Here is a 21,784-nt window from a genome sequence, read left to right as displayed (position 1 = left end):
ATCATGACGCTTGAACGAATCAGCGCCTTTATCACGTATTTCATCGCCGCAGTGCTGGCATGGATGGGGGACCTGTCCATCAAGGATGCCTCCACGGTGGGCGGTGTGTTGATCGGCGTGCTGATGCTGCTGATCAACTGGTACTACAAACACAAAACTTTCCAGCTGCTGCGTGACGGAAAGCTCTCACGGGAGGCGTATGACTCCATCAATCGTTAAGCGCTGCCTGGTCGGCGTGGTGCTGACGATCGCCGCCACGCTGCCGGGCTTTCAGACCCTCCACACCTCGCTGGATGGCCTGAAACTGATTGCGGATTACGAGGGCTGCCGCCTGCAGCCGTACCAGTGCAGCGCAGGCATCTGGACCGACGGCATCGGCAACACGTCCGGCGTGACGCCCGGCAAAACCATCACGGAACGGCAGGCGGCGAAGGGGCTTATCAACAATGTGTTGATTGTCGAAAGGGCGCTGGAGAAGTGCGTCGTGCCGCCGGTGCCGCAAAAGGTCTATGACGCCGTGGTGTCGTTTGCCTTCAACGTCGGCAGCAATAATGCCTGCAGCTCCACGCTGGTGAAACTGCTCAATCAAAAGCGCTGGGCGGACGCCTGCCGCCAGCTGCCGCGCTGGGTGTACGTCAAAGGCGCGTTTAATCAGGGGCTGGATAACCGCCGCGCGCGTGAAATGGCCTGGTGCCTGAAAGGCGCGGGCGTATGACGCGCACGCTGGCGGTTTTTTTGCTGCTACTGGTGGCGCTGGGCTGGCAGTCGTGGCGGCTCAACAACGCCCGCCACACCATCGAAACTCAGGGCGAAACGCTGGAAACCAAAACGCAGGTACTGGCGAAGAAAAACAGCCAGCTGATCGGCATGTCCATTCTGACCGAAACCAACAGCCGGGAGCAGATGCGGCTTTATGCGTCGGCGGAGCAAACCTCCGCGCTGCTGCGTCATCGGCAGCATCGGATCGAGGAGTTAAAACGTGAAAACGAGGATTTACGCCGCTGGGCTGACACTCCTTTGCCTGCTGACATTATCCGGCTGCGGGAACGTCCGGCCCTCGCTGGAGGTGCAGCTTACCGTCAATGGCTGTCCCAGAGTGACGCCGTGCAGTCTGACCCCGTCAGCGCCGCGCACTAACGGCGATCTGAACGCGATGCTGGATGAAACCGAGGCCGCCTGGGCGGTCTGCGCTGACAAAGTGGACACGATAGTGGCGTGTCAGGAGCGAAACAGTGAACAAGCCGCAGTCCTTACGCCGCGCCCTGAATAAGGCGGTGCCCTACGTGCGCGATAACCCGGACAAGGTGCATCTGTTCGTGGACAACGGTTCTTTGGTGGCAACCGGCGCGCGGTCCATGTCATGGGAATACCGCTACACCCTGAACGTGGTGATCGAGGATTTCAGCGGTGACCAGAATCTGCTGATGGCCCCGGTGCTACTGTGGCTGAAAGCGAATCAGACAGATGCCATTAATAACCCCGACCTGCGTGAAAAACTGTTCACCTTTGAGGTGGATATTCTGCGCAACGACGTATGCGATATCAGCCTGAACCTGCAGCTGACGGAGCGCGTGCTGGTCAGCACCGACGGCGCTATCTCAACGGTTGATGCAGAGCCAGAACCTGACGAGCCCGAAGAAATGTGGACGGTGAAACGTGGATAATCTGCATAAAGTGGACGCCAGGCTGGCCGCGCTGCTGGCGAATCTTGAACCTGCCGCACGTCAGCGCATGATGCGGGAGCTGGCGCAGGAGTTGCGCCGGAATCAGCAGCAGAACATCCGGCTGCAGCGCAACCCGGACGGCAGCGGATACGAGCCGCGAAAGGTTACGGCCAGGACTAAAAAGGGGCGCATCAAGCGACAGATGTTTGCGAAGCTACGCACGGCGAAATATCTGAAAACTGCAGCCAGCGCGGAGTCGGCCAGTGTGCAGTTTGCAGGGAAGGTGCAGCGTATTGCGCGAGTACATCATTACGGCTTACGTGATCGTGTAAGCCGTAAAGGGGGAGAGGTACGTTATGCTGAGCGACGGTTACTCGGTGTCAACAGCGAAGTAAACACTCTGACTCTTGATATTCTGATGCGCTGGCTAGCGCACTGATGTCATTAATTTATGAAGACATGCTTTTCTTAGTAATGATTTAGTAAATAGTTCTCTTTGTTAAAACTATTTATAATCATAATGGATGGATGCGATGGTGGAAGTTCGAATTCATATTCGCCATCACTATGCGGAGGTGGAGTGTCCCCACTAAGAGAGTGTAGTAAGGAATTTGTTATTCTAAATTCATTGTGCATGCCAGATATGCAATTCATTACTTCATGTTGAAATGCTAATGATAGAATGTTTCGGCTGAAAGAGTTATAAACCTTAACGCCTCTAGGGCAATTTACTCTGTTTTGTCTCGATAAATTATAGCAATATGACTTATTTACAGCTAAGCCCAGCATCGCATGAATGAATAAAGACCAATGGTCATTAGGTGAATTGTTACCTGTGTTGAAAAATCGCCCTGCACTAGTGTTTATTATTGATGATAGTGTGCTTGAAAAATCTTCATTACAGAATAACCCATCCGTTGCAGAGCTTTCTTCATCTTCACATTTTGCTGTGTTCCATGCGCAAGAATTATAGAAGCCTGACTTGGAAAATTCTGAAGTTAGCGAAAGTTCTTTGTTATTGAAGGCCTGGCCTTTATAGATCAGGATGTATTTTGAATGTTCTCTGCTATCTGTTTTAGAAAAATCCCATTGTGTTACAGACGCTTCGAATTCGTTCTTTCTGGTTGAGAATTTAAAGGTAGGCCATTTGTTATATAAATAAAATTGTATGGCTTCGGTATCGTGTGCTAATGAGCCAGTACGTGCATGCAAGTTCCGTTTTGCCTGGAATAGCATCGCATTACCCATTGGTGGAATGTTGGGGATGTTGTGGTGAACATTGATTATGAGAAGATCGGCAATCTCAACGGATTTTTCACAATCCGATGGTTTTACTTTAGGTGACTGGTGAGTATAGATTGCATCGATAATAAAATGACGATCAAGTTGCGCGTCATTCAGCATATCTTGAAGTACTCGATGGTTTTCAATAAATGAACTTATAAAACTTGGTTCATCTGCTTCTTTGGAAATTTCCTCTGCTCTTTTGTAAGTGAGGAAATGCGAACTGTTTATATAGGTACGTAAAATTTCATTTAAGGACATATGATTTCCTATGGAAGCTGTTCATTTTGCCTAATTAAATATTCGTTGTGCCACCAATCATACATTTTGGGAATCTTACTACAAGTATTTGTCGCTGCCATTATAAAAAAATGAACACACAACTCACAGAAATCATGCGCCTCATCACCAACCTGATCCGCACCGGCACCGTGACCGAAGTGGACCGGGATAACTGGCTGTGCCGGGTGAAGGTGGGCGATCTCGAAACCAACTGGATTAACTGGCTGACACTGCGCGCAGGCGGTGCCCGTACATGGTGGTGCCCGTCGCCGGATGAGCAGGTGGTGGTTCTGAGTATGGGCGGCAATCTGGAAACCGCTTTTGCCTTACCTGCGATCTATTCCAACCAGTTTGCGCCGCCGTCGGACTCAGAGGACGGCTGCGTAACGGAATACCCGGACGGTGGATGGTTTGAATATGAACCCGTGACCGGCCGCTGGCATGTGCGGGGTATCAAATCCATGGTGATCGAGGCGGCAGATAACATAACCCTGAAAACGGGGGAGTTTGTAGTGGAAGCAAGCAACACGCGCATAAACAGCGAGGTGGTGATCAATGGTGGCGTCACCCAGGGCGGCGGCGCCATGAGTTCTAACGGGATCGTAGTCGATAAACACGGTCATACCGGTGTTAAGTCCGGCGGCGATACATCGGGAGGTCCAGTATGACGCTGTATATCGGTATGAATCAGGGCAATGGCAAAGCCATTTCTGATGCAGACCATTTGCGGCAGTCGGTCAGGGATATTCTGCTGACTCCCCAGGGAAGCCGTATAGCCCGCCGGGAATATGGTTCCCTGCTGTCAGCATTGATTGACCAGCCCCAGAACCCGGCGCTGCGCCTGCAGATTATGGCGGCTGTTTACGTATCGCTGAGTCGCTGGGAGCCTCGGCTTACGCTGGGTTCCATCACCATCAACAGCAGCTTTGACGGCTCCATGGTGGTTGAGCTAACCGGGAAGCGCAATAACGGCGCGCCTGTTTCTCTTTCGGTATCAACCGGAGCAGACAATGGCAGTCATTGACCTTTCCCAGCTCCCCGCACCGCAAATCGTTGACGTGCCGGACTTTGAATCCCTGCTGGCTGAGCGTAAGGCCGCCTTTGTGGCCCTGTATCCGGCAGATGAGCAGCACGCGGTGAGGCGAACGCTTGAGCTGGAATCTGAACCCATCACCAAACAACTGCAGGAAAATACGTACCGGGAAATCCTGCTGCGCCAGCGTATCAATGAGGCGGCGCAGGCGGTCATGGTGGCTTATGCCATGGGCGGCGATCTCGATCAGATGGCGGCCAACTACAACGTGAAGCGGCTGACGGTTACACCTGCTGATAACGACGCGGTGCCGCCGGTCGCAGCGGTAATGGAAAGTGACGAGGCGTTGCGCCTGCGTGTTCCTGCTGCATTTGAGGGGCTGTCCGTTGCGGGACCGACAGCGGCTTATGAGTTTCACGCTAAAAGCACGGACGGACGAGTCGCTGACGCCAGCGCAACCAGCCCGGCACCGGCGGAGGTGGTGCTTACCGTACTGAGCCGTGAGGGCGACGGAACAGCGGCGGCGGACCTGCTGGCGGTGGTTGAACAGGCGCTTAACAGTGAGAACGTGCGGCCGGTTGCTGACCGTCTGACGGTGCGCAGCGCTGAAATTATTCCGTACAGCGTGGATGCAACGATCTTTCTTTACCCGGGGCCAGAAGCTGAGCCGGTGATGGAGGCGGCAAAGGCCAGCCTGCAGAAATATATCGCCAGCCAGACGAGGCTGGGGCGCGATATTCGCCGCAGTGCTATTTATGCCGCGCTGCATGTTGAAGGTGTGCAACGTGTTGAGCTGGCCTCGCCGCTCGCTGATGTGGTGCTGGATAAGACACAAGCCGCTTCATGTACGGAATGGAGCGTAACCAACGGGGGAACGGATGAATAGTCTGCTTCCTCCTGGTTCATCGCCGCTTGAGCGCCGCCTGGCGCAGACCTGCAGCGGAATTTCCGATCTGCAGGTGCCGCTGCGCGATTTATGGAACCCGGCAACATGCCCGGTCAAGTTTCTGCCGTATCTGGCGTGGGCCTTTTCGGTTGATCGCTGGGACGAAGGATGGGCGGAGAGCGTGAAGCGCCGCGTGGTGCAGGATGCGTTCTATATCCATCAGCACAAGGGCACAACCAGCGCTGTGCGGCGTGTGGTGGAGCCGTTCGGCTTTCTGATCCGCATCATTGAATGGTGGCAGACCGGCGAGGCGCCGGGCACGTTTCGCCTGGATATTGGGGTGCAGGACCAGGGCATAACAGAGGAAACCTATCTGGAGCTGGAGCGCCTGATTGGTGACGCCAAACCCTGCAGCCGGCATCTGATCGGCATGTCCATAAATCTGCAGACGAGCGGGCCATATTTTGTGGGGGCTGCCACCTATAGCGGCGAAGAAATCACGATTTACCCGTATATCAATGAAACCATCATTTCCGGCGGTTCTGCCTACGAGGGCGGCGCCGTCCATGTTATTGACACAATGAGAGTGAACCCATGAGCGCAAAATTTTATACCCTGCTGACGGATATCGGCGCGGCGAAACTGGCAAATGCCGCCGCGCTCGGTGTTCCGCTGAAAATTACACAGATGGCGGTGGGGGATGGCGGCGGCGTGCTGCCAACACCAAACGCACAACAGACAAAGCTGGTCGGTGAAAAACGCCGTGCAGCTCTGAATATGCTGTATATCGATCCGCAGAACATCAGCCAGGTGATCGCTGAGCAAGTGATACCCGAAACAGAGGGCGGTTGGTGGATTCGTGAAGTTGGGTTGTTTGATGAAACCGGCGCGCTGATTGCTGTCGGTAACTGCCCGGAGAGCTACAAGCCGCAGCTGGCAGAGGGCAGCGGGCGCACGCAGACAGTGCGCATGGTGTTAATTACCAGCAGCACCGATAACATTACGCTGAAAATTGATCCTTCCGTGGTGCTCGCTACCCGTAAATACGTGGATGATAAGGTACTGGAGCTTAAGGTGTATGTGGATGAGCTGATGGCGGCACATCTTGCGGCAGCTGATCCGCATTCACAATATGCTACAAAAGCCAGCCTGACTAATGCCATGGCGAACAAGTAGCCTCTGGATAATACGCTGACAGCCTTGTCAGGAAAATCCGTTGCGGCCATTCTCGAATACCTCGGTTTAGGGGAAGGTTCTGCATTGCCTGTCGGTATACACATTCCATGGCCTTCTGCTAAACCTCCTGCGGGGTGGCTCAAATGCAATGGCGCTACGTTTATTGCTGAGCTATATCCAAAGCTGGCGCTTGCCTATCCTGCCCTTAAATTGCCAGATTTGCGCGGTGAGTTTATACGTGGTTGGGATGATGGGCGTGGGGTGGATGTTAGCAGGGGAGTGCTATCAGCTCAGCTTGATGCGCTGCAGAAAATGACAGGTACTGCAAGCAATGGCGCTGCGACAGGTTTTATAAATAACAGCACTTCTATTGTTACTGGTGTATTTAAGCGTGGGATAGCAACTTATGGAAATACAACCGCACAGGATCCAAATTACCAAGGGGTAGATTTATTATTCGACTCATCGCTGGTTGCTCGATCATCAACTGAAACCAGACCGCGCAACGTTGCATTCAATTATATTGTGAGGGCTGCGTAATGGCTCAGGCTATTTTGAACAAAGATAAAGTTGCCAGTTCGGCAGGGAATGTTACGGTATATAACTACGATGGCGAGACGCGAGAATATATTTCTTCTGCGGTTGAGTATTTGGCTGTTGGGGTTGGTATACCGGCTAACTCATGCATTGATCTGCCTTTCGAAAATAAAGAAGGATTTGCAATTTGTCGAACTAAGGACTTTTCTGGATGGGAGTATCTTGCTGATCATCGCGGTGAAACTGTTTACAGTATCGAAACAGGTGAGGCTTTGGTAATTACGGCGCCAGGCGATTACCCAAGAGGGACCACTACGCAGCCACCTTTTACTCCATTTGATAAGTGGAATGGTAGTGAATGGCTCACGGATATCGCTGCGAAGCATTCGTCAGAGGTGTTAGCCGCAGAACAGCAGAAAGCCGCCTTATTGAATAAAGCCAGGACAGAGATAAGCATTTGGCAGACTGAACTACAGCTAGGAGTTATCAGCGATCAAGATAAAGTCAACTTGATAAAATGGCTAAACTACATTAAAGAGTTGCAGGCGATAGATCCAACTGTCGTACCAGATATAGACTGGCCTGAGAAGCCACAAGATTAAGAAAAAATCAAACCCGGTAAATTGGAAGTAGAACAAAATTACCGGGTTTTTAACGTTCATTTTGCCAGATTCTCACCCTTGCAAATTAGTGAAACTGCTTTATCAAAAATGGTTGTTAACAGTCCATTGATTGCTCTCAATGAAAGCATGTAACAGACTATGCAACATGCTAGTATTTGTGTTGCTAACAATATACTTTGCGGGGTGTTGTTTAGTAAGAATGCAGAAAGCTCTCTGATGAACAATCCATGCATTAGATATATAGATAAACTATACCCACCAAGGCGTGATAAAAATGATAGTGATGGATGTAGATAAAATATGGATGCTATCAATAAAGCAACACCTAAATAGCTTAAGAGCCTGTAGCCTAAAAAGTGAGAATTGTTAAGTCCTAAGGAATTAAAACCACTTGAGCCATACAAAAAAGGAATTGAGGCGTTTTTGGAAACGAATGCAAGGCATGCTAAGGCGGTTATAAGAGTAATTAACGTAATGCGCGTAGATGGTTTTTTAATATGCAGTGAATGCTTGAATGCTAAACAACCCATGATATAGAAAGGTAGGAAAGTAAATGTTCGCATTGCAGAAAATGATAAGCCATTGAAGTTTAAATACTGGAAAAGCAAAGAGATTGCAATTGCAATGATAAGCGGGTGTTGAGTTGACAAAATAAATGGGGAAATTATTTTCCAGAATAATAAGCTAAGCAAGTACCACATTAACCAATATGGTGCTGCAAGATAAAAATAACCAGAGAAGCTTCCATTTTTTAAGAGGTTTATAGCTTCATAAAGCACATTGAATATTACCAAAGGGAGAATTACACCATTGATTAACTTTTCAATATTTATATCCTTGCTGCCCTTCGATAAAAAACCGGAAATAAATACAAATAGTGGCATATGAAAAGTATATATAAAGCTGTATATATGCTTGAAATATTCGTTGTTTAAATTTGACTCCAGCATATGACCAAAAACAACTAAAAAAATCAACATACCTTTAATGGTATCAATCGATTGTCTATCTTGAGAGTTAAGGAGCATATTCAATTACCAAAAAAACCAGCCAGACTATAACATATCATTATTACTGAATTAGTTGCTACTGATGCTTGATTAAGTAGCAAGGGTGAGTATCAGCGAAGCTGAAAAGGCGTGCATATCAATTATGTCCTTTCTGTCCGTACAAGAGCTGGAAGCTTATCTTCTGCCGGCTGACAAACTTCATATACGCGCGGGCGTATTGTGTGATTTAGGGGACAATGCCGCGAAGCTGTTTGCGCGGCCTATTCACTTCACCATAGGGCGAAACCTAAACACCGGAGGGTTCGCCGTATGGCTCAGGATTATCACCACGGTGTGCGCGTCGTTGAGGTCAACGATGGCACCCGCCCTATTTCAACAGTAAGCACGGCAATTGTCGGTATGGTCTGTACCGGCGATGATGCAGATGCGTCCGTGTTCCCTCTCAATAAACCGGTACTGCTTACCGACGTGCTGACCGCCAGCGGTAAAGCAGGCGAGTCCGGCACGCTGGCCCGCTCCCTGGATGCAATTGCCGATCAGGCTAAACCCGTGACCGTAGTTGTGCGCGTTGCACAGGGTGAAACCGAAGCGGAGACAACCTCAAACATTATCGGTGGCGTGACAGCCGACGGTAAAAAAACAGGCATGAAGGCACTGTTATCTGCGCAGTCCCAGCTCGGCGTTAAGCCGCGTATTCTTGGCGTACCAGGGCACGACACGCAGGCGGTTGCTACTGAGCTGCTGAGCGTGGCGCAGAGTCTGCGCGGTTTCGCCTATCTGTCAGCCTACGGCTGTAAAACGGTAGCTGAGGCGATAGCCTACCGTGAGAATTTTAGCCAGCGCGAGGGGATGCTGATCTGGCCTGATTTCATCAGTTTTGACACTGTGCTGAATGCTGAATGCTGAATGCTGAATGCTGACGCAACGGCTTACGCCTCAGCCCGTGCGCTTGGCCTGCGTGCCAAAATTGACGAACAGACAGGCTGGCACAAATCCCTGTCCAACGTGGGCGTGAACGGCGTCACCGGAATTTCAGCCGATGTGTTCTGGGATCTGCAGGACCCGGCAACCGATGCGGGGCTGCTGAACCAGAACGATGTCACCACGCTGATCCGCAAAGACGGTTTTCGCTTCTGGGGTTCCCGCTGCCTCAGTGACGATCCTCTGTTTGCCTTTGAAAACTACACCCGCACCGCGCAGGTACTGGCTGACACCATCGCAGAAGCACACATGTGGGCCGTGGACAAACCGCTTAACCCGTCGCTGGCGCGCGACATTATCGAAGGTATCCGGGCCAAAATGCGCAGCCTGGTGAGTCAGGGGTACCTCATCGGCGCAGATTGCTGGCTGGATGAGTCCGTCAACGATAAAGACTCCCTGAAAGCCGGGAAGCTCACCATTGACTACGACTATACGCCGGTACCGCCTCTGGAAAACCTGATGCTGCGTCAGCGCATTACCGACAAATACCTAATGGATTTTGCCAGCAAGATCAGCGCATAAGGGGGCAATATGGCATTACCACGCAAGTTAAAACACCTGAACCTGTTTAACGACGGGAACAACTATCAGGGGATCGTTGAATCTCTGACCCTGCCTAAATTCGGCCGCAAGTTTGAAAAGTATCGCGGTGGCGGTATGCCCGGTTCGGCGGATGTTGATCTGGGGCTGGATGATGGCGCACTGGACACGGAATTTTCAATCGGTGGCACCGAACTGCTGTTATTCAAGCAGATGGGTAAAGCCACGGTTGACGGCATCCAGCTGCGTTTCACCGGCTCCATTCAGCGTGACGATACCGGCGAAGTGCAGGCCGTTGAGCTGGTTGTGCGCGGGCGACATAAAGAAGTCGATTCCGGCGAATGGAAAACCGGCGAGAGCAACACCACAAAAGTCAGCAGCACCAACAGTTACGCGAAGCTGACCATCAACGGCGAGGTGCTCTATGAGGTTGATGTGATCAACATGATTGAAATCGTTGATGGCGTGGACCTGATGGAAGAGCACCGCAATGCCCTGGGCCTCTGATCCACTTTAAAGGCGCGGGCCGCCGCGCCAGTACCTTAATAACAGGATATGACGATGAGCGAACAACTGACTGAAAAAACCGTACAGCTGGATACCCCAATCAAGCGCGGTAAAACCGAAATTACCGAAATTGTGCTGCGCAAGCCGCAGTCCGGCGCGCTGCGTGGCACCCGTCTGCAGGCGATCATGGATATGGACGTCGGCGCGATGATGACGATTATTCCCCGCATTTCCACCCCGGCGCTGACCGCACAGGAAATGGCAGAGCTGGACCCTGCCGATCTCACCGCGCTTTCGGTTGAGGTGGTCACTTTTTTGTTGAAGAAATCGGTGCTTGCCGGTTTGCCGACAGCCTGACGGTAGAAGACCTAGTGGCTGATATCGCCACCATTTTTCACTGGCCGCCGTCCGTCACTGACGTTATGCCGCTGACCGAAGTGCTGGAGTGGCGGCATAAAGCGATTCAGAGAAGCGGGGCCAGCGATGAGTGACACTAACCTGCGTTTGCAGGTAATTCTAAATGCGGTTGATAAGCTCACCCGCCCATTCCGATCCGCGCAGGCCAGTTCTAAAGAGCTGGCTACCGCCATTCAGCAAAGCCGCGCAAGATTAAAAGAACTGGACGCCCAGGCGGGCCGCATTGACGGTTTCCGCAAGGCAAGCGCGCAGCTGGCCGTCACCGGCAACAGTCTTAAAGCCGCACGCGAAGAAGCGGCGAAGCTTGCCAAGCAGTTCTCGGCCACTAACCGCCCGACGGCGGCGCAGGCACGTCTGCTTGAGCAGGCAAAAAACCGCGTTAACGAGCTGCAGAGCAAATACAACGGTCTGCGTCAGTCTGTGCAGCGTCAGCGTCTTGCGCTCAATGAGGCCGGGCTGGACACCAAAAAGCTGAGTAGTGCGCAGCGGGAGCTGCGGCAGAACGCCGACGAAACCCGGCAGGCTCTGGACCGTCAGCAAAAATCTCTTAAACGTCTTGGCGCGCAACAGGCGCGAATGCATGCTGTCCGCGATCAGTATTCCCGCCGCCTTGAGGTGAGGGATCGTATTGCTGGCGCCGGAGCAACTACCTCTGCAGCCGGGCTGGCGATGGGGGCGCCGGTCATGGCCGCCGTGAAAAGCTATGCCAGCATGGAAGATGCCATGAAAGGGGTGGCAAAGCAGGTGAACGGTCTGCGGGACGACAACGGCAACCGGACAAAACAGTATTACGATATGCAGGATGCCATCAAGGCCGCCAGTGAGCAGCTGCCGATGGAGAATGGCGCTATTGACTATGCCGCACTGGTTGAAGGTGGCGCGCGTATGGGTGTGACAAATCAGAATGATCCTTACGAAGACCGGAAGCGTGACCTGCTGGCCTTTGCATCCACGGCAGCAAAAGCCGCAACCGCCTTTGAGCTGCCCGCTGATGAACTGGCGGAAGGTCTGGGTAAAATCGCACAGCTGTATAAAGTGCCCACCCGAAATATTGAACAGCTTGGCGATGCCCTGAACTACCTGGACGATAACGCCATGTCAAAGGGTGGCGATGTTATCAACGTGCTGCAGCGTATGGGGGGCGTGGCTGACAGGCTTGATTTCCGCAAGGCGGCCGCGCTGGGTTCAACGTTCCTGTCTCTTGGCGCTGCGCCAGAAATTGCTGCCAGTGCATCGAATGCCATGGTGCGCGAACTGTCGATTGCGACCATGCAGAGCAAGCGGTTCATGGAAGGTATGGATCTGCTGAAACTCAATCCAGAAGAGATTGAAAAGCAGATGACAAAGGACGCAATGGGGACCATTCAGCGCGTGCTGGAGAAGGTCAACAAGCTGCCGCAGGATAAACGCCTGTCCGCCATGACGATGATATTCGGCAAGGAATTTGGCGATGATGCTGCGAAGCTTGCAAACAACCTGCCGGAGCTGCAGCGACAGCTGAAACTCACCTCAGGCTCTGAGGCTAACGGCTCCATGCAGAAAGAATCCGATATCAATAAGGATTCACTTTCCGCGCAGTGGTTGCTTGTGAAAACTGGCGCGCAGAACGCGTTCAGTAGCCTGGGTGAAACCCTTCGCCAGCCGCTGATGGATATCATGAATTACGTGAAAAAGGTCACGGGGACGCTGCGCCGCTGGGTGGAGGAAAACCCGAAGCTGGCTGGCTCATTGCTGAAAGTAATGGCGGCACTGGCGGCGATTACAGGGGTTCTGGGTACGGTCATGCTGGCAGTGTCGGTTGTGCTTGGCCCGCTGGCGCTGATGCGCCTGCAGTTTTCTATTCTGGGTATCAAAGGCGGTGGTGCCTTTGGGCTTATCACTAAAGCCCTAAAGGGGGTAGGTAGCGGGATATTGTGGCTGGGTCGCCTGATGTTTGCCAACCCCATTCTGGCCGTTATTGCTCTGATAGCCGCAGGAGCGATTTACATCTGGCAAAACTGGGGCACGCTTGGGCCAAAGTTTAAAGCCATTTGGGATGAGGTTTGCGCTGCCACCACGGCGGCGTGGGAATGGATTAAACAAGCCGTAAGCTATGCCTGGGAAAGTATTAAATACCTGTTTTTCAATTACACACTACCGGGCCTTATAGCAAAAAACTGGGAAACTATTAAAGCCGGTGTGTCTGAGGCGTGGGCCAGTGTCCGGAAGACGATCAGTGACAAGTGGAATGCCATTATTTCAGATGTCGGTGCGCTACCGGCTAAATTCCAGGATATGGGCAGCGCCATTATTGACAACATCCTGAATGGTATCGATGCGAAGTGGGAAGCACTCAAGAGCAAACTGGCTTCCGTTACCGATTATCTGCCTGACTGGATGACAGGGAAAAATAAAGCGCCGGGTAATACTCAGGTTCAGGTTGTTGGTGGTGCCGCAGCTGCTTCTGTTCCGTTTGCAGGGCTGTATGACAGCGGTGGTGTTATTCCGCGCGGTCAGTTTGGCATAGTCGGGGAGAATGGCCCGGAGATTGTGAACGGTCCGGCTAATGTGACCAGCAGGCGCCGGACTGCTGCACTGGCTTCCGTTGTTGCGGGCGTCATGGGTGTGGCAGCTGCTCCTGCTGAAGCCTCGCAGCTGCATCCATATAGCCTGCCAGCTAAAGAGTACAAACAAAGCCAGTCAGCTAAATCCGCCAGTGCGCCGCAGGCAATTCGTTATGAAATTAACGCGCCTATTCATATCAACGCCCAGCCGGGGCAGAGCGCACAGGATATTGCCCGCGAAGTGTCGCGGCAGCTTGATGATCGTGAGCGCAGGGCCAGGGCAAAAGCGCGCAGCAATTTCAGTGATCGAGGGGGGTATGAATCATGATGATGGTGCTGGGGTTGTACGTATTCATGCTGCGCACCGTGCCGTATCAGGAGCTGCAGTATCAGCGCAGCTGGCGGCATGCCACTAACAGCCGGGTAAACCGGCGCCCATCTACACAGTTTCTTGGGCCGGATAACGATTCGTTGACGCTGTCCGGCGTCCTGCTACCGGAAATCACCGGCGGCAGGCTGTCATTGCTGGCCCTTGAGCAGATGGCGGAGCTGGGTAAGTCGTGGCCCTTGATTGAGGGGAGCGGGACGATTTACGGCATGTTTGTGATCGAGAGCCTGAGTCAGACCAAAACTGAATTTTTTGAAAGCGGGATGCCGCGGCGTATTGAATTCACGCTGACGCTGAAACGGGTGGATGAGTCGCTGTCTGATATGTTCGGCAGCCTCAGCGATCAGCTCAGCAATTTGCAGGGTACAGCCACCTCAGCGATAGGGAATATTAAAAATACGGTGGGAGGGTTACTGCAGTGAATTTCACCTCTGATCTCACGAACCTGAACAGTAAAACGCCGGGTTTCAGCGTCATTATTGAAGGCAAGGATGTCACAACCGTACTGGATTCGCGCCTGATGAGTCTAACGCTTACGGATAACAGGGGCTTTGAAGCTGACCAGCTTGATCTGGAGCTGGACGACTCGGACGGGCAAATCGTTCTGCCGCGTCGTGGGGCCATTATTCAGTTTGCGCTGGGGTGGAAAGACCAGCCGCTTTTTCCGAAAGGGGGATTTACTGTCGATGAGATTGAGCACAGCGGCGCGCCTGACCGTCTCACAATTCGAGCACGTAGCGCAGATTTCCGTGAAACCCTGAACACGCGGCGTGAAAAATCATGGCACCAGATAACGGTGGGTGAAGTGGTGAAGGAAATAGCTGCCAGGCATAAATTAAAGATGGCGCTGGGGCGGGACCTGATGGACAAGCCTATGGATCATCTTGACCAAACCAACGAGAGCGATACGAGTTTCCTGATGAAGCTGGCGCGGCAGTATGGGGCGATAGCCTCAGTCAAGGACGGAAATCTGTTGTTTATCCGCCAGGGGCAGGGCAGAACGGCAAGCGGTAAGCCGCTACCGGTTATCACCATAACCCGCCAGGCCGGTGACGGTCATCGTTTTACCCTGGCAGATCGCGATGCCTATACGGGGGTGATTGCCAGCTGGCTCCATACCCGTGAGCCAAAGAAAAAAGAGACAGCAAAGGTAAAGCGCCGTCGAAAGAAAACCGCCACGGCAAAGGAGCCGGAAGCAAAACAGGGAAATTACCTGGTTGGGACGTATGAAAACGTGCTGGTACTCAACAGAACTTATGCAAACCGCAGCAATGCAGAGCGAGCGGCAAAGATGCAGTGGGAACGTCTGCAGCGCGGGGTTGCAAGCTTCTCCCTGCAGCTCGCAGAGGGAAGGGCTGATCTGTATACCGAAATGCCGGTGAAGGTGAGCGGGTTTAAACAGCCAATTGATGCTGGCGAATGGACCATTACCACTCTGACGCATACCGTCAGCCCGGATAACGGATTTACGACCAGTCTGGAACTCGAAGTGAAAATAGATGAGTTCGACATTGAATGATTAGTTTCAAAATGAGAACAATAATGTATCATTATTGCGAACTGGTTAAGAGTGAGGGCCGAACGAAATGATGAATTGTCCGATGTGCGGTCAGGCCGCGCATACACGCAGTAGCTTTCAGGTTTCCAGCGAAACCAAAGAACGATACAACCAGTGCACCAATATTGAGTGCGGACATACGTTCGTGACGCATGAAACTTTTGTGCGATCCGTGTGCCGTCCGCAAAAAATCAGCGCCGCGCCGCCTCATCCGAAAGGAATGCAGGAACAACTAGCTTACTGATCCAAGACTATAGGCGTAGTTTTTATTACTGCGCCATTAGTCTTCTTCTGAAACCCCTTTCATCAGCAATCTCCATCAATCTTGCTTCTGCTGCAGCCTGACTACGCATTCCCGAAAGCGTCATTCTAAAGTCATGAGCATTTCCCTGAATGTTCAAGGGGAGGGGAATCGATGCGATCAGCGTGTCCTCAAGTTCCCATGGTGCTTCGACAGGAATCCAGTGAACTTTGGCATTCTTTTCCATCCAGGCATCAAGCCACTGCTCGCCTGGGTGAGTGAATGTCATTCTGGAGCCAGATCCAACCCGGCGCAGGGGAAAGCTGCTTTCTCGGCTTAGTAGCACTCCAAGTATGCGTCTAAGAGTGGAGCCAGCAGCATTTCCGCTGTAATGCGTTTTGATACGCTTCCTTAAATTCGAACGACTGTTGGGTTTCCCACGCTGGTCTGGTGAGATGCCAACATACAGCAAAGTGTAATCGTCAAATGTTATGCAGCCCTCTGCAGGAACTCCCGGAGGGATTTCTTTAAACCACCAAAAATAAATACCGTTCACCGCTGGAACCGGAGAAGGCGGACTCATGACTTCCGTTCTGCTGTAGGTTTTCTCAGGGTAAAAATCGAACATTCGACTTTCCTTGCTGACTATTTTTTTTGATTTTATTCATTTGTTGCCAGGAATCGATGGTTTTTAGTAGTGAGGAGGGCGAAAAATCAGGGGGAATTGAAGTCAGGTTTTTGCGACGTGCTTTAGTGTTGTCGCCACTTTGTCGCCATACATGGGAAAGTGGTTATGTAACTGTTTGATTTTATGGGTGGTAAATTTCAGGCAACAAAAAACCCATCAACCTTGAACCAAAACGGCGGGGTTGATGGGCTCCACAAATTGGGGACATCAAAGAAAAGCAGTGGCACTAGTTATGACTGCCCCCTGATAAAAAAGTTCTGCGCGTAACGAAAATAATTTTCCCCGCGCGCAAACTTAGGAGTTATCCGAGTCCAGGCCAGATGATAACGATCAGCGTACCCGCCAGCGTCAGCAGCACGTTGGCAATGGCGTACGTGCCCGCATACCCCAGCGCCGGGATGTTGCTGCGCGCGGTATCGCTGATGATTTCCATGGCCGGCGCACAGGTACGCGCGCCCATCATCGCCCCGAACAGCAGGGCGCGGTTCATGCGCAGCACGTAGGCGCCGAACAGGAAGCAGATAACGACCGGCACCAGGCTGACGATAAGTCCGGAAACCAGCATCTGCCAGCCGACGGCGCCCAGGCTGTGGCCGATACCGCTTCCCGCGCTTAAGCCGACGCCCGCCATAAACACCATCAGACCAAACTCTTTCACCATGTTCAGCGCGCCCTGCGGAATGTAGCCGAAGGTTGGGTGGTTGGCTCGCAGGAAGCCCAGCATGATCCCGGCAAACAGCAGCCCGGCGGCGTTACCGATGCCAAAACTGAAGTTGCTGAACTGGAAGGTGATCATCCCGATCATCAGGCCAACGATAAAGAAGGCGCAGAAGGCCAGCAGGTCGGTGACCTGGCTGTGAATGGAGATAAAGCCGATGCGGTCGGCAACGGTTTTCACGCGTCGCGCGTCGCCGCTGACCTGCAAAACATCGCCTTTGTTGAGCACGACGTTATCGTCGATCGGCATCTCAATCTGGCTGCGGATCACGCGGTTGAGGAAGCAGCCGTGGTCGGTCAGCTTCAGCTGCGCCAGACGTCGGCCCACGGCGTTATGGTTTTTCACCACGATCTCTTCGGTGACGATACGCATGTCGAGCAGATCGCGATCGAACACCTCTTTGCCGTTACGGAAGCTCGGGTCGAGACGGGCGTGGGCGTCCGGGTAACCCACCAGCGCGATGTCGTCGCCCATCTGCAGCACCGCGTCGCCGTCCGGGTTCGCCAGAATGCCGTTGCGGCGGATACGTTCGATATAGCAGCCCGTCTGGCGGTAAATCCCCAGCTCGCGCAGGTTTTTGCCGTCAGCCCATGCCACCAGCTCTGGCCCGACGCGATAGGCGCGGATCACCGGGAGATAGACTTTACGTTTGGAATCGGTATCCAGGCCGCGCTCGCGCGCGATTTGCTGGGCACTGGTTTGCAGATCCTGGTGCTGAAGTTTTGGCAGGTAGCGCGCGCCGACGATCAGGCTCACCAGACCAATCAGATAGGTCAGGGCATAGCCCAGGCTCAGGTGGTCGAGGGCGGTAGAGAGCTGTGCGCCGGCCATGCCGGAATGGCGAAGGGTATCACCGGCACCCACGAGCACGGGGGTGGAGGTCATGGAGCCTGCCAGCATACCGGCCGTTAACCCGATATCCCAGCCAAACAGTTTACCCAGCCCTAACGCGATCAGCAGCGCGCTGCCGACCATCACCAGCGCCAGCATCAGATAATTTTTGCCGTCGCGGAAGAAAATTGAAAAAAAGTTCGGTCCCGCTTCCACGCCAACACAAAAAATAAACAGCATAAAACCTAAGTTGAGCGCGTCCGTGTTAATGCTGAAGTGCTGCTGGCCTAATAATAAGGAGACGACTAAAACGCCAATGGAATTACCAAGTTGAACTGAACCCAGGCGCAATTTACCCAGGCAGAGGCCCAGCGCCAGTACCACAAATAATAACAGGATGTAATTCCCATTTAACAAGTCTGCGACGTTTATATTCACGGAGGCTAACTTCTTGTTTACCAGTAAGTTGTTGAATGAAAGGACTATTTGGGCTACTGTTTTCTGAGCCAGGGAACGTGTTCAACCCTCCCTGTTACCTAATTTATTCCCTAAAACATTAGCTGGCCGATAGTTTAATCGTATTAGCTACTGACAGCTACCTATTATCGCATCACCCTGTGCGTACTTTGGCAAGGATTGCCGCATTGCTTTATCTGACTGGGCGTCTACCCGACGAAGGTGTATTTGATAGAGATAAGTCAGGAGGATAGTTTGAACATTAAACGAAACTGGGCGGGGGTGATCAGCTGCTTTTTGCTGTTTACCGTCGTGTGCATGTCGCTCGCTTTTAATGTGAAGGGGGCATTCAGGGCTGCCGGACACCCGGAGCTGGGGCTGCTCTTTTTTACCCTGCCGGGAGCGGCAGCCAGTTTTCTTTCCCGTAAAGGGGAGGTGGTCAAGCCGCTTATTGGCGCAATGCTGGCGGCACCGCTGTGTCTGCTGCTGATGCGCATGCTGTATGTATCAACGCGAAGTTTCTGGCAGGAGATGGCGTGGTTGCTGAGCGGCGTCTTCTGGTGCGCCCTCGGCGCGCTGTGCTATTTGTTTGTATGCAGCCTGATTAAGCATCGACGGCACCACAAATAAAAACGCCCTCCGGGTGAGGGCGTCTTCGCATTACTGGGCGGCAAACAGGCCCAGATGCTCTTTGGCGTAAGCTTCAAAGTCAGTGCAACCGCCGATGTGTTTCTGATCGAGGAAGATCTGCGGTACGGTTTCAACCGGCTTGCCGACGGTTTTTTCGAGATCCGCTTTGGTGATGCCTTCCGCGTGGATGTCCACGTAGCGGAAGTTGAAGTCATCGCGCTCTTCGGTCAGTTTCTCAGCCAGCTCTTTCGCGCGCACACAGTAAGGGCACCCTGGACGACCAAAAATTACTGCAAACATTTCTCTCTCCTCAAAAAACAAGCCTGACGGCGAATAGGACATATAGTGCCCGATAACCTGTCGCCATTAAAGAAGGTTTCGCCTGTCGCTTTGATACAGTAAGGCTATGTTTCGCCAATTACACCGCGCAAATCATTGCCTATACTGGCTGCCATACGGTTTAAGCAAGACAAAGAGAGACAAGATGACGCCAACCATAGACCTGCTCACATCCCACCGTTCCATTCGCCACTTCACCGACGAGCCGATTACCGAGGCGCAGCGCGAAGCGATTATTAACAGCGCCAGGGCGACCTCCAGCTCCAGCTTTCTGCAGTGCAGCTCGATTATCCGCATTACCGACCCGGCCATGCGTGAACAGCTGGTCGCGCTGACCGGCGGACAGAAGCATGTGGCCCAGGCCGCGGAGTTCTGGGTGTTCTGCGCCGACTTTAACCGCCACCTGCAGATCTGCCCTGAGGCCGAGCTGGGGCTGGCCGAACAGCTGCTGCTGGGCGTGGTGGATACCGCACTGATGGCGCAAAACGCCTTTACGGCGGCGGAGTCGCTGGGATTAGGCGGCGTATATATCGGTGGCCTGCGTAACAACATTGAAAGCGTGACCGAGCTGCTGAAGCTGCCAAAACACGTCCTGCCGCTGTTCGGCCTGTGCCTCGGCTGGCCTGCGGATAACCCGGATCTGAAGCCGCGTATTCCTGCCGCCATGCTGGTGCACGAAAACCACTACCAGCCGGTCGATCAGGACGTCCTGAATCAATATGATGAAGAGCTGGCGAACTACTACCTGACGCGCGGCAGCAATAACCGTCGGGATACCTGGACTGACCATATTCGTCGCACCATCATTAAAGAAAACCGCCCGTTTATTCTTGATTACCTGCACAAACAGGGCTGGGCGACGCGATAGTCCATTCCGCCTGCGCCTGCCTGCGTATATGATATGCAGGCTTTTTCCATGTCTTCAGAGAGGTGCAGGGTGAAAATTGCCATATTGTCCCGGGATGGAACGCTCTATTCATGTAAGCGCCTGCGAGACGCGGCGGCGAAACGCGGGCATCAGGTTGAGATCCTCGACCCGATGTCCTGCTATATGAACATTGACCCGGCCGCCTCGTCGATTCACTACAAAGGCCGCAAGCTGCCGCACTTTGATGCGGTGATCCCGCGCATCGGCTCCCAGATCACCTATTACGGCACCGCCGCGCTGCGCCAGTTTGAGATGCTGGGCAGCTATCCGCTCAATGAATCCGTCGCCATTTCGCGCGCCCGCGACAAGCTGCGCTCGCTGCAGCTCCTCGCCCGCCAGGGGATCGATCTCCCCGTCACGGGGATTGCCCATTCACCTGACGACACCAGCGATCTCATCGACATGGTGGGCGGCGCGCCTTTGGTCATCAAACTGGTGGAAGGCACGCAGGGCATTGGCGTGGTGCTGGCGGAAACGCGTCAGGCGGCGGAGAGCGTGATTGACGCCTTTAGGGGCCTCAATGCCCACATCCTGGTGCAGGAGTACATCGAAGAGGCGAAAGGGCGCGACATCCGCTGCTTCGTGGTCGGCAATGAGGTGGTGGCAGCTATTGAGCGCCAGGCGAAAGAGGGCGATTTCCGCTCTAACCTTCACCGCGGCGGCGTGGCGCGGGTAGCCGATATTAGCGATCGCGAACGGGAAATTGCCGTCAAAGCGGCGCAAACCCTGGGGCTGGACGTGGCGGGCGTAGACCTTCTGCGGGCGACGCGCGGGCCGCTGGTCATGGAGGTGAACGCTTCGCCGGGGCTGGAAGGCGTAGAAAAAACCACAGGTGTCGATATTGCAGGTAAAATGATCGCATGGATCGAGCGTCATGCCACGCCGGGCTACTGTCTGAAAACGGGCGGTTAAATGGTATTGAACGCACTTTTTGCGTACCCTATGCACAGATTATATTGAAGAGGCTGCACAGCGATGGATTTACAGGTCGTACCTACACTGGATACGTTACGTCAATGGCTTGATGATGCCGGAATTACGTTCTTTGAATGCGATTCCTGCCAGGCGCTGCATCTGCCTCATATGCAGAATTTCGACGGCATTTTCGATGCCAAAATCGATCTCATTAACGACGTGATCCTTTTCTCCGCGCTGGCTGAAGTGAAGCCCTCCGCGCTGCTGGCGCTGGCCTCCGACCTGTCAGCGATCAACGCCAGTTCTTTGACGGTGAAAGCATTTCTCGACATACAGGATGATAATCTGCCAAAACTGGTCGTTTGCCAGTCTTTATTCTCCGGTGCCGGGCTGTCGTTCAAGCAGTTCTCCTGGTTTATGCGCTTGAGCGAAGAGCAAATTTCCATGGTCATGATGGAAGCCAATGCACACCATCTGCTGTATAGCGCGGAAGATGATGCAGAGAATAATGATGTATCTCCCAATTTTCTTCACTAAGCCTGTCTGACTTTTGCGCAGTCGCTGCCATAGCGGCTGCAGAAGGCCATTTTTTCTGCTGCTTTTAACCTT

Annotated in this window: 28 protein-coding genes and 2 pseudogenes; 25 read left to right on the top strand and 5 right to left on the bottom strand. The window is 53.0% G+C overall.

Going from position 1 to position 21,784, the window contains the following annotated elements:
- Window positions 1–3 precede the first annotated feature (3 nt).
- Genes HCH49_RS09505 through HCH49_RS09485 form a run of 6 tightly spaced genes read left to right on the top strand, consistent with a single transcriptional unit; the run spans window position 4 to window position 2,103 of the window.
- Window positions 4–219 carry an HP1 family phage holin gene (locus HCH49_RS09505; protein ID WP_221702576.1) on the top strand — a complete coding sequence of 72 codons (216 nt, stop codon included), beginning with the start codon at window positions 4–6 and terminating at the stop codon, window positions 217–219.
- Window positions 200–715 carry a lysozyme gene (locus HCH49_RS09500; RefSeq protein WP_221702575.1) on the top strand — a complete coding sequence of 172 codons (516 nt, stop codon included), beginning with the start codon at window positions 200–202 and terminating at the stop codon, window positions 713–715. Before HCH49_RS09505 ends, HCH49_RS09500 begins: the two co-directional genes overlap by 20 nt.
- The gene (lysB, locus tag HCH49_RS22220; protein ID WP_260454056.1) at window positions 712–1,137 is read left to right on the top strand and encodes an Rz-like lysis system protein LysB; all 426 of its coding nucleotides are present in this window, start codon (window positions 712–714) and stop codon (window positions 1,135–1,137) included. The genes HCH49_RS09500 and lysB overlap by 4 nt, the downstream gene beginning before the upstream one ends.
- Window positions 1,022–1,270 carry an Rz1-like lysis system protein LysC gene (gene lysC / locus HCH49_RS09495; RefSeq protein WP_260454119.1) on the top strand — a complete coding sequence of 83 codons (249 nt, stop codon included), beginning with the start codon at window positions 1,022–1,024 and terminating at the stop codon, window positions 1,268–1,270. The genes lysB and lysC overlap by 116 nt, the downstream gene beginning before the upstream one ends.
- Window positions 1,233–1,664 carry a phage tail protein gene (locus tag HCH49_RS09490; RefSeq protein ID WP_221702573.1) on the top strand — a complete coding sequence of 144 codons (432 nt, stop codon included), beginning with the start codon at window positions 1,233–1,235 and terminating at the stop codon, window positions 1,662–1,664. Before lysC ends, HCH49_RS09490 begins: the two co-directional genes overlap by 38 nt.
- On the top strand, window positions 1,657–2,103 hold the full coding sequence (locus HCH49_RS09485; RefSeq protein WP_221702572.1) for a phage virion morphogenesis protein: 447 nt from the start codon (window positions 1,657–1,659) through the stop codon (window positions 2,101–2,103). The genes HCH49_RS09490 and HCH49_RS09485 overlap by 8 nt, the downstream gene beginning before the upstream one ends.
- 29 nt (window positions 2,104–2,132) lie before the next feature.
- On the opposite strand, the gene HCH49_RS09480 is transcribed toward HCH49_RS09485, so the two are convergent.
- Window positions 2,133–3,209: a hypothetical protein gene (locus HCH49_RS09480; RefSeq protein WP_221702571.1), complete on the bottom strand. Its 1,077-nt coding sequence runs from the start codon at window positions 3,207–3,209 to the stop codon at window positions 2,133–2,135.
- Window positions 3,210–3,319: 110 nt separating this feature from the next.
- Here HCH49_RS09480 and HCH49_RS09475 point away from each other — a divergent pair, with 110 nt between their 5' ends.
- The 7 genes and pseudogenes from HCH49_RS09475 (at window position 3,320) to HCH49_RS09450 (ending at window position 7,464) form a co-directional block, all read left to right on the top strand.
- Window positions 3,320–3,898, top strand: a complete 579-nt coding sequence (locus HCH49_RS09475; RefSeq protein ID WP_221702570.1) for a phage baseplate assembly protein V — start codon at window positions 3,320–3,322, stop codon at window positions 3,896–3,898.
- Window positions 3,895–4,254: a GPW/gp25 family protein gene (locus HCH49_RS09470; RefSeq protein ID WP_221702569.1), complete on the top strand. Its 360-nt coding sequence runs from the start codon at window positions 3,895–3,897 to the stop codon at window positions 4,252–4,254. The genes HCH49_RS09475 and HCH49_RS09470 overlap by 4 nt, the downstream gene beginning before the upstream one ends.
- The gene (locus HCH49_RS09465; RefSeq protein WP_221702568.1) at window positions 4,241–5,149 is read left to right on the top strand and encodes a baseplate assembly protein; all 909 of its coding nucleotides are present in this window, start codon (window positions 4,241–4,243) and stop codon (window positions 5,147–5,149) included. The genes HCH49_RS09470 and HCH49_RS09465 overlap by 14 nt, the downstream gene beginning before the upstream one ends.
- A complete protein-coding gene (locus HCH49_RS09460) occupies window positions 5,142–5,747 on the top strand; it encodes a phage tail protein I (protein WP_045408863.1) in 606 nt (201 codons plus the stop codon). Before HCH49_RS09465 ends, HCH49_RS09460 begins: the two co-directional genes overlap by 8 nt.
- A pseudogene (locus HCH49_RS22385) lies at window positions 5,744–6,421 on the top strand (phage tail protein); the annotation flags it as partial. The gene HCH49_RS09460 and the pseudogene HCH49_RS22385, both read left to right, overlap by 4 nt.
- On the top strand, window positions 6,410–6,865 hold the full coding sequence (locus HCH49_RS22380) for a phage tail protein (protein ID WP_409410444.1): 456 nt from the start codon (window positions 6,410–6,412) through the stop codon (window positions 6,863–6,865). The pseudogene HCH49_RS22385 and the gene HCH49_RS22380, both read left to right, overlap by 12 nt.
- Window positions 6,865–7,464: a tail fiber assembly protein gene (locus tag HCH49_RS09450; protein ID WP_221702567.1), complete on the top strand. Its 600-nt coding sequence runs from the start codon at window positions 6,865–6,867 to the stop codon at window positions 7,462–7,464. Before HCH49_RS22380 ends, HCH49_RS09450 begins: the two co-directional genes overlap by 1 nt.
- A gap of 56 nt (window positions 7,465–7,520) precedes the next feature.
- Here HCH49_RS09450 and HCH49_RS09445 read toward each other — a convergent pair whose 3' ends face one another.
- On the bottom strand, window positions 7,521–8,513 hold the full coding sequence (locus tag HCH49_RS09445; RefSeq protein ID WP_221702566.1) for an acyltransferase family protein: 993 nt from the start codon (window positions 8,511–8,513) through the stop codon (window positions 7,521–7,523).
- Between the two features lie 291 nt (window positions 8,514–8,804).
- Between HCH49_RS09445 and HCH49_RS09440 the strand changes: the two are divergent.
- The 8 genes and pseudogenes from HCH49_RS09440 (at window position 8,805) to HCH49_RS09405 (ending at window position 15,673) form a co-directional block, all read left to right on the top strand.
- Window positions 8,805–9,998: pseudogene (locus HCH49_RS09440) on the top strand (phage tail sheath protein).
- 9 nt (window positions 9,999–10,007) lie between these two features.
- Window positions 10,008–10,523, top strand: a complete 516-nt coding sequence (locus HCH49_RS09435) for a phage major tail tube protein (protein WP_007848874.1) — start codon at window positions 10,008–10,010, stop codon at window positions 10,521–10,523.
- A gap of 54 nt (window positions 10,524–10,577) precedes the next feature.
- Window positions 10,578–10,880 carry a phage tail assembly protein gene (locus HCH49_RS09430; protein ID WP_073001392.1) on the top strand — a complete coding sequence of 101 codons (303 nt, stop codon included), beginning with the start codon at window positions 10,578–10,580 and terminating at the stop codon, window positions 10,878–10,880.
- A 14-nt stretch (window positions 10,881–10,894) separates the two neighbouring features.
- Window positions 10,895–11,014, top strand: a complete 120-nt coding sequence (locus HCH49_RS09425; protein WP_007848878.1) for a GpE family phage tail protein — start codon at window positions 10,895–10,897, stop codon at window positions 11,012–11,014.
- Window positions 11,007–13,811, top strand: coding sequence for a phage tail tape measure protein (locus tag HCH49_RS09420; RefSeq protein WP_221702565.1), 2,805 nt, complete (start codon window positions 11,007–11,009; stop codon window positions 13,809–13,811). The genes HCH49_RS09425 and HCH49_RS09420 overlap by 8 nt, the downstream gene beginning before the upstream one ends.
- Window positions 13,808–14,293: a phage tail protein gene (locus HCH49_RS09415; protein ID WP_221702564.1), complete on the top strand. Its 486-nt coding sequence runs from the start codon at window positions 13,808–13,810 to the stop codon at window positions 14,291–14,293. The genes HCH49_RS09420 and HCH49_RS09415 overlap by 4 nt, the downstream gene beginning before the upstream one ends.
- Window positions 14,290–15,390 carry a phage late control D family protein gene (locus HCH49_RS09410; protein WP_221702563.1) on the top strand — a complete coding sequence of 367 codons (1,101 nt, stop codon included), beginning with the start codon at window positions 14,290–14,292 and terminating at the stop codon, window positions 15,388–15,390. The genes HCH49_RS09415 and HCH49_RS09410 overlap by 4 nt, the downstream gene beginning before the upstream one ends.
- 67 nt (window positions 15,391–15,457) lie before the next feature.
- Complete coding sequence (locus HCH49_RS09405) at window positions 15,458–15,673, top strand: ogr/Delta-like zinc finger family protein (protein WP_012016760.1); 216 nt, start codon at window positions 15,458–15,460, stop codon at window positions 15,671–15,673.
- Between the two features lie 25 nt (window positions 15,674–15,698).
- On the opposite strand, the gene HCH49_RS22215 is transcribed toward HCH49_RS09405, so the two are convergent.
- Complete coding sequence (locus HCH49_RS22215) at window positions 15,699–16,298, bottom strand: GIY-YIG nuclease family protein (protein ID WP_260454055.1); 600 nt, start codon at window positions 16,296–16,298, stop codon at window positions 15,699–15,701.
- Window positions 16,299–16,659: 361 nt separating this feature from the next.
- A complete protein-coding gene (locus tag HCH49_RS09395) occupies window positions 16,660–18,345 on the bottom strand; it encodes an aspartate:alanine antiporter (protein WP_029739442.1) in 1,686 nt (561 codons plus the stop codon).
- A 273-nt stretch (window positions 18,346–18,618) separates the two neighbouring features.
- On the opposite strand from HCH49_RS09395, the gene HCH49_RS09390 reads away from it, so the two are divergent.
- The gene (locus HCH49_RS09390) at window positions 18,619–18,993 is read left to right on the top strand and encodes an inner membrane protein YbjM (protein WP_033145040.1); all 375 of its coding nucleotides are present in this window, start codon (window positions 18,619–18,621) and stop codon (window positions 18,991–18,993) included.
- 30 nt (window positions 18,994–19,023) lie between these two features.
- On the opposite strand, the gene HCH49_RS09385 is transcribed toward HCH49_RS09390, so the two are convergent.
- Window positions 19,024–19,293, bottom strand: a complete 270-nt coding sequence (locus tag HCH49_RS09385) for a GrxA family glutaredoxin (protein ID WP_006809455.1) — start codon at window positions 19,291–19,293, stop codon at window positions 19,024–19,026.
- A 184-nt stretch (window positions 19,294–19,477) separates the two neighbouring features.
- Here HCH49_RS09385 and nfsA point away from each other — a divergent pair, with 184 nt between their 5' ends.
- The 3 genes from nfsA (at window position 19,478) to HCH49_RS09370 (ending at window position 21,712) form a co-directional block, all read left to right on the top strand.
- Window positions 19,478–20,200 carry a nitroreductase NfsA gene (gene nfsA / locus HCH49_RS09380; RefSeq protein ID WP_033145041.1) on the top strand — a complete coding sequence of 241 codons (723 nt, stop codon included), beginning with the start codon at window positions 19,478–19,480 and terminating at the stop codon, window positions 20,198–20,200.
- A gap of 69 nt (window positions 20,201–20,269) precedes the next feature.
- On the top strand, window positions 20,270–21,172 hold the full coding sequence (rimK, locus tag HCH49_RS09375) for a 30S ribosomal protein S6--L-glutamate ligase (protein ID WP_033145042.1): 903 nt from the start codon (window positions 20,270–20,272) through the stop codon (window positions 21,170–21,172).
- Between the two features lie 63 nt (window positions 21,173–21,235).
- The gene (locus tag HCH49_RS09370; RefSeq protein WP_221702562.1) at window positions 21,236–21,712 is read left to right on the top strand and encodes a YbjN domain-containing protein; all 477 of its coding nucleotides are present in this window, start codon (window positions 21,236–21,238) and stop codon (window positions 21,710–21,712) included.
- Window positions 21,713–21,784 lie beyond the last annotated feature (72 nt).

The sequence above is a fragment of the Enterobacter sp. Y17 genome (genome assembly GCF_019730495.1).
Lineage (GTDB): Bacteria > Pseudomonadota > Gammaproteobacteria > Enterobacterales > Enterobacteriaceae > Enterobacter > Enterobacter asburiae_B.
This window is presented reverse-complemented; position numbering and strand designations above follow the sequence as displayed.

Coding starts and splice junctions, on each gene's coding strand:
- HCH49_RS09505 (WP_221702576.1), top strand. CDS start 4: ATGACGCTTGAACGAATCAGCGCCTTTATCACGTATTTCATCGCCGCA.
- HCH49_RS09500 (WP_221702575.1), top strand. CDS start 200: ATGACTCCATCAATCGTTAAGCGCTGCCTGGTCGGCGTGGTGCTGACG.
- lysB (WP_260454056.1), top strand. CDS start 712: ATGACGCGCACGCTGGCGGTTTTTTTGCTGCTACTGGTGGCGCTGGGC.
- HCH49_RS09480 (WP_221702571.1), bottom strand. CDS start 3,209: ATGTCCTTAAATGAAATTTTACGTACCTATATAAACAGTTCGCATTTC.
- HCH49_RS09475 (WP_221702570.1), top strand. CDS start 3,320: ATGAACACACAACTCACAGAAATCATGCGCCTCATCACCAACCTGATC.
- HCH49_RS09470 (WP_221702569.1), top strand. CDS start 3,895: ATGACGCTGTATATCGGTATGAATCAGGGCAATGGCAAAGCCATTTCT.
- HCH49_RS09465 (WP_221702568.1), top strand. CDS start 4,241: ATGGCAGTCATTGACCTTTCCCAGCTCCCCGCACCGCAAATCGTTGAC.
- HCH49_RS09460 (WP_045408863.1), top strand. CDS start 5,142: ATGAATAGTCTGCTTCCTCCTGGTTCATCGCCGCTTGAGCGCCGCCTG.
- HCH49_RS09450 (WP_221702567.1), top strand. CDS start 6,865: ATGGCTCAGGCTATTTTGAACAAAGATAAAGTTGCCAGTTCGGCAGGG.
- HCH49_RS09445 (WP_221702566.1), bottom strand. CDS start 8,513: ATGCTCCTTAACTCTCAAGATAGACAATCGATTGATACCATTAAAGGT.
- HCH49_RS09435 (WP_007848874.1), top strand. CDS start 10,008: ATGGCATTACCACGCAAGTTAAAACACCTGAACCTGTTTAACGACGGG.
- HCH49_RS09430 (WP_073001392.1), top strand. CDS start 10,578: ATGAGCGAACAACTGACTGAAAAAACCGTACAGCTGGATACCCCAATC.
- HCH49_RS09420 (WP_221702565.1), top strand. CDS start 11,007: ATGAGTGACACTAACCTGCGTTTGCAGGTAATTCTAAATGCGGTTGAT.
- HCH49_RS09415 (WP_221702564.1), top strand. CDS start 13,808: ATGATGATGGTGCTGGGGTTGTACGTATTCATGCTGCGCACCGTGCCG.
- HCH49_RS09405 (WP_012016760.1), top strand. CDS start 15,458: ATGATGAATTGTCCGATGTGCGGTCAGGCCGCGCATACACGCAGTAGC.
- HCH49_RS22215 (WP_260454055.1), bottom strand. CDS start 16,298: ATGTTCGATTTTTACCCTGAGAAAACCTACAGCAGAACGGAAGTCATG.
- HCH49_RS09385 (WP_006809455.1), bottom strand. CDS start 19,293: ATGTTTGCAGTAATTTTTGGTCGTCCAGGGTGCCCTTACTGTGTGCGC.
- nfsA (WP_033145041.1), top strand. CDS start 19,478: ATGACGCCAACCATAGACCTGCTCACATCCCACCGTTCCATTCGCCAC.
- HCH49_RS09370 (WP_221702562.1), top strand. CDS start 21,236: ATGGATTTACAGGTCGTACCTACACTGGATACGTTACGTCAATGGCTT.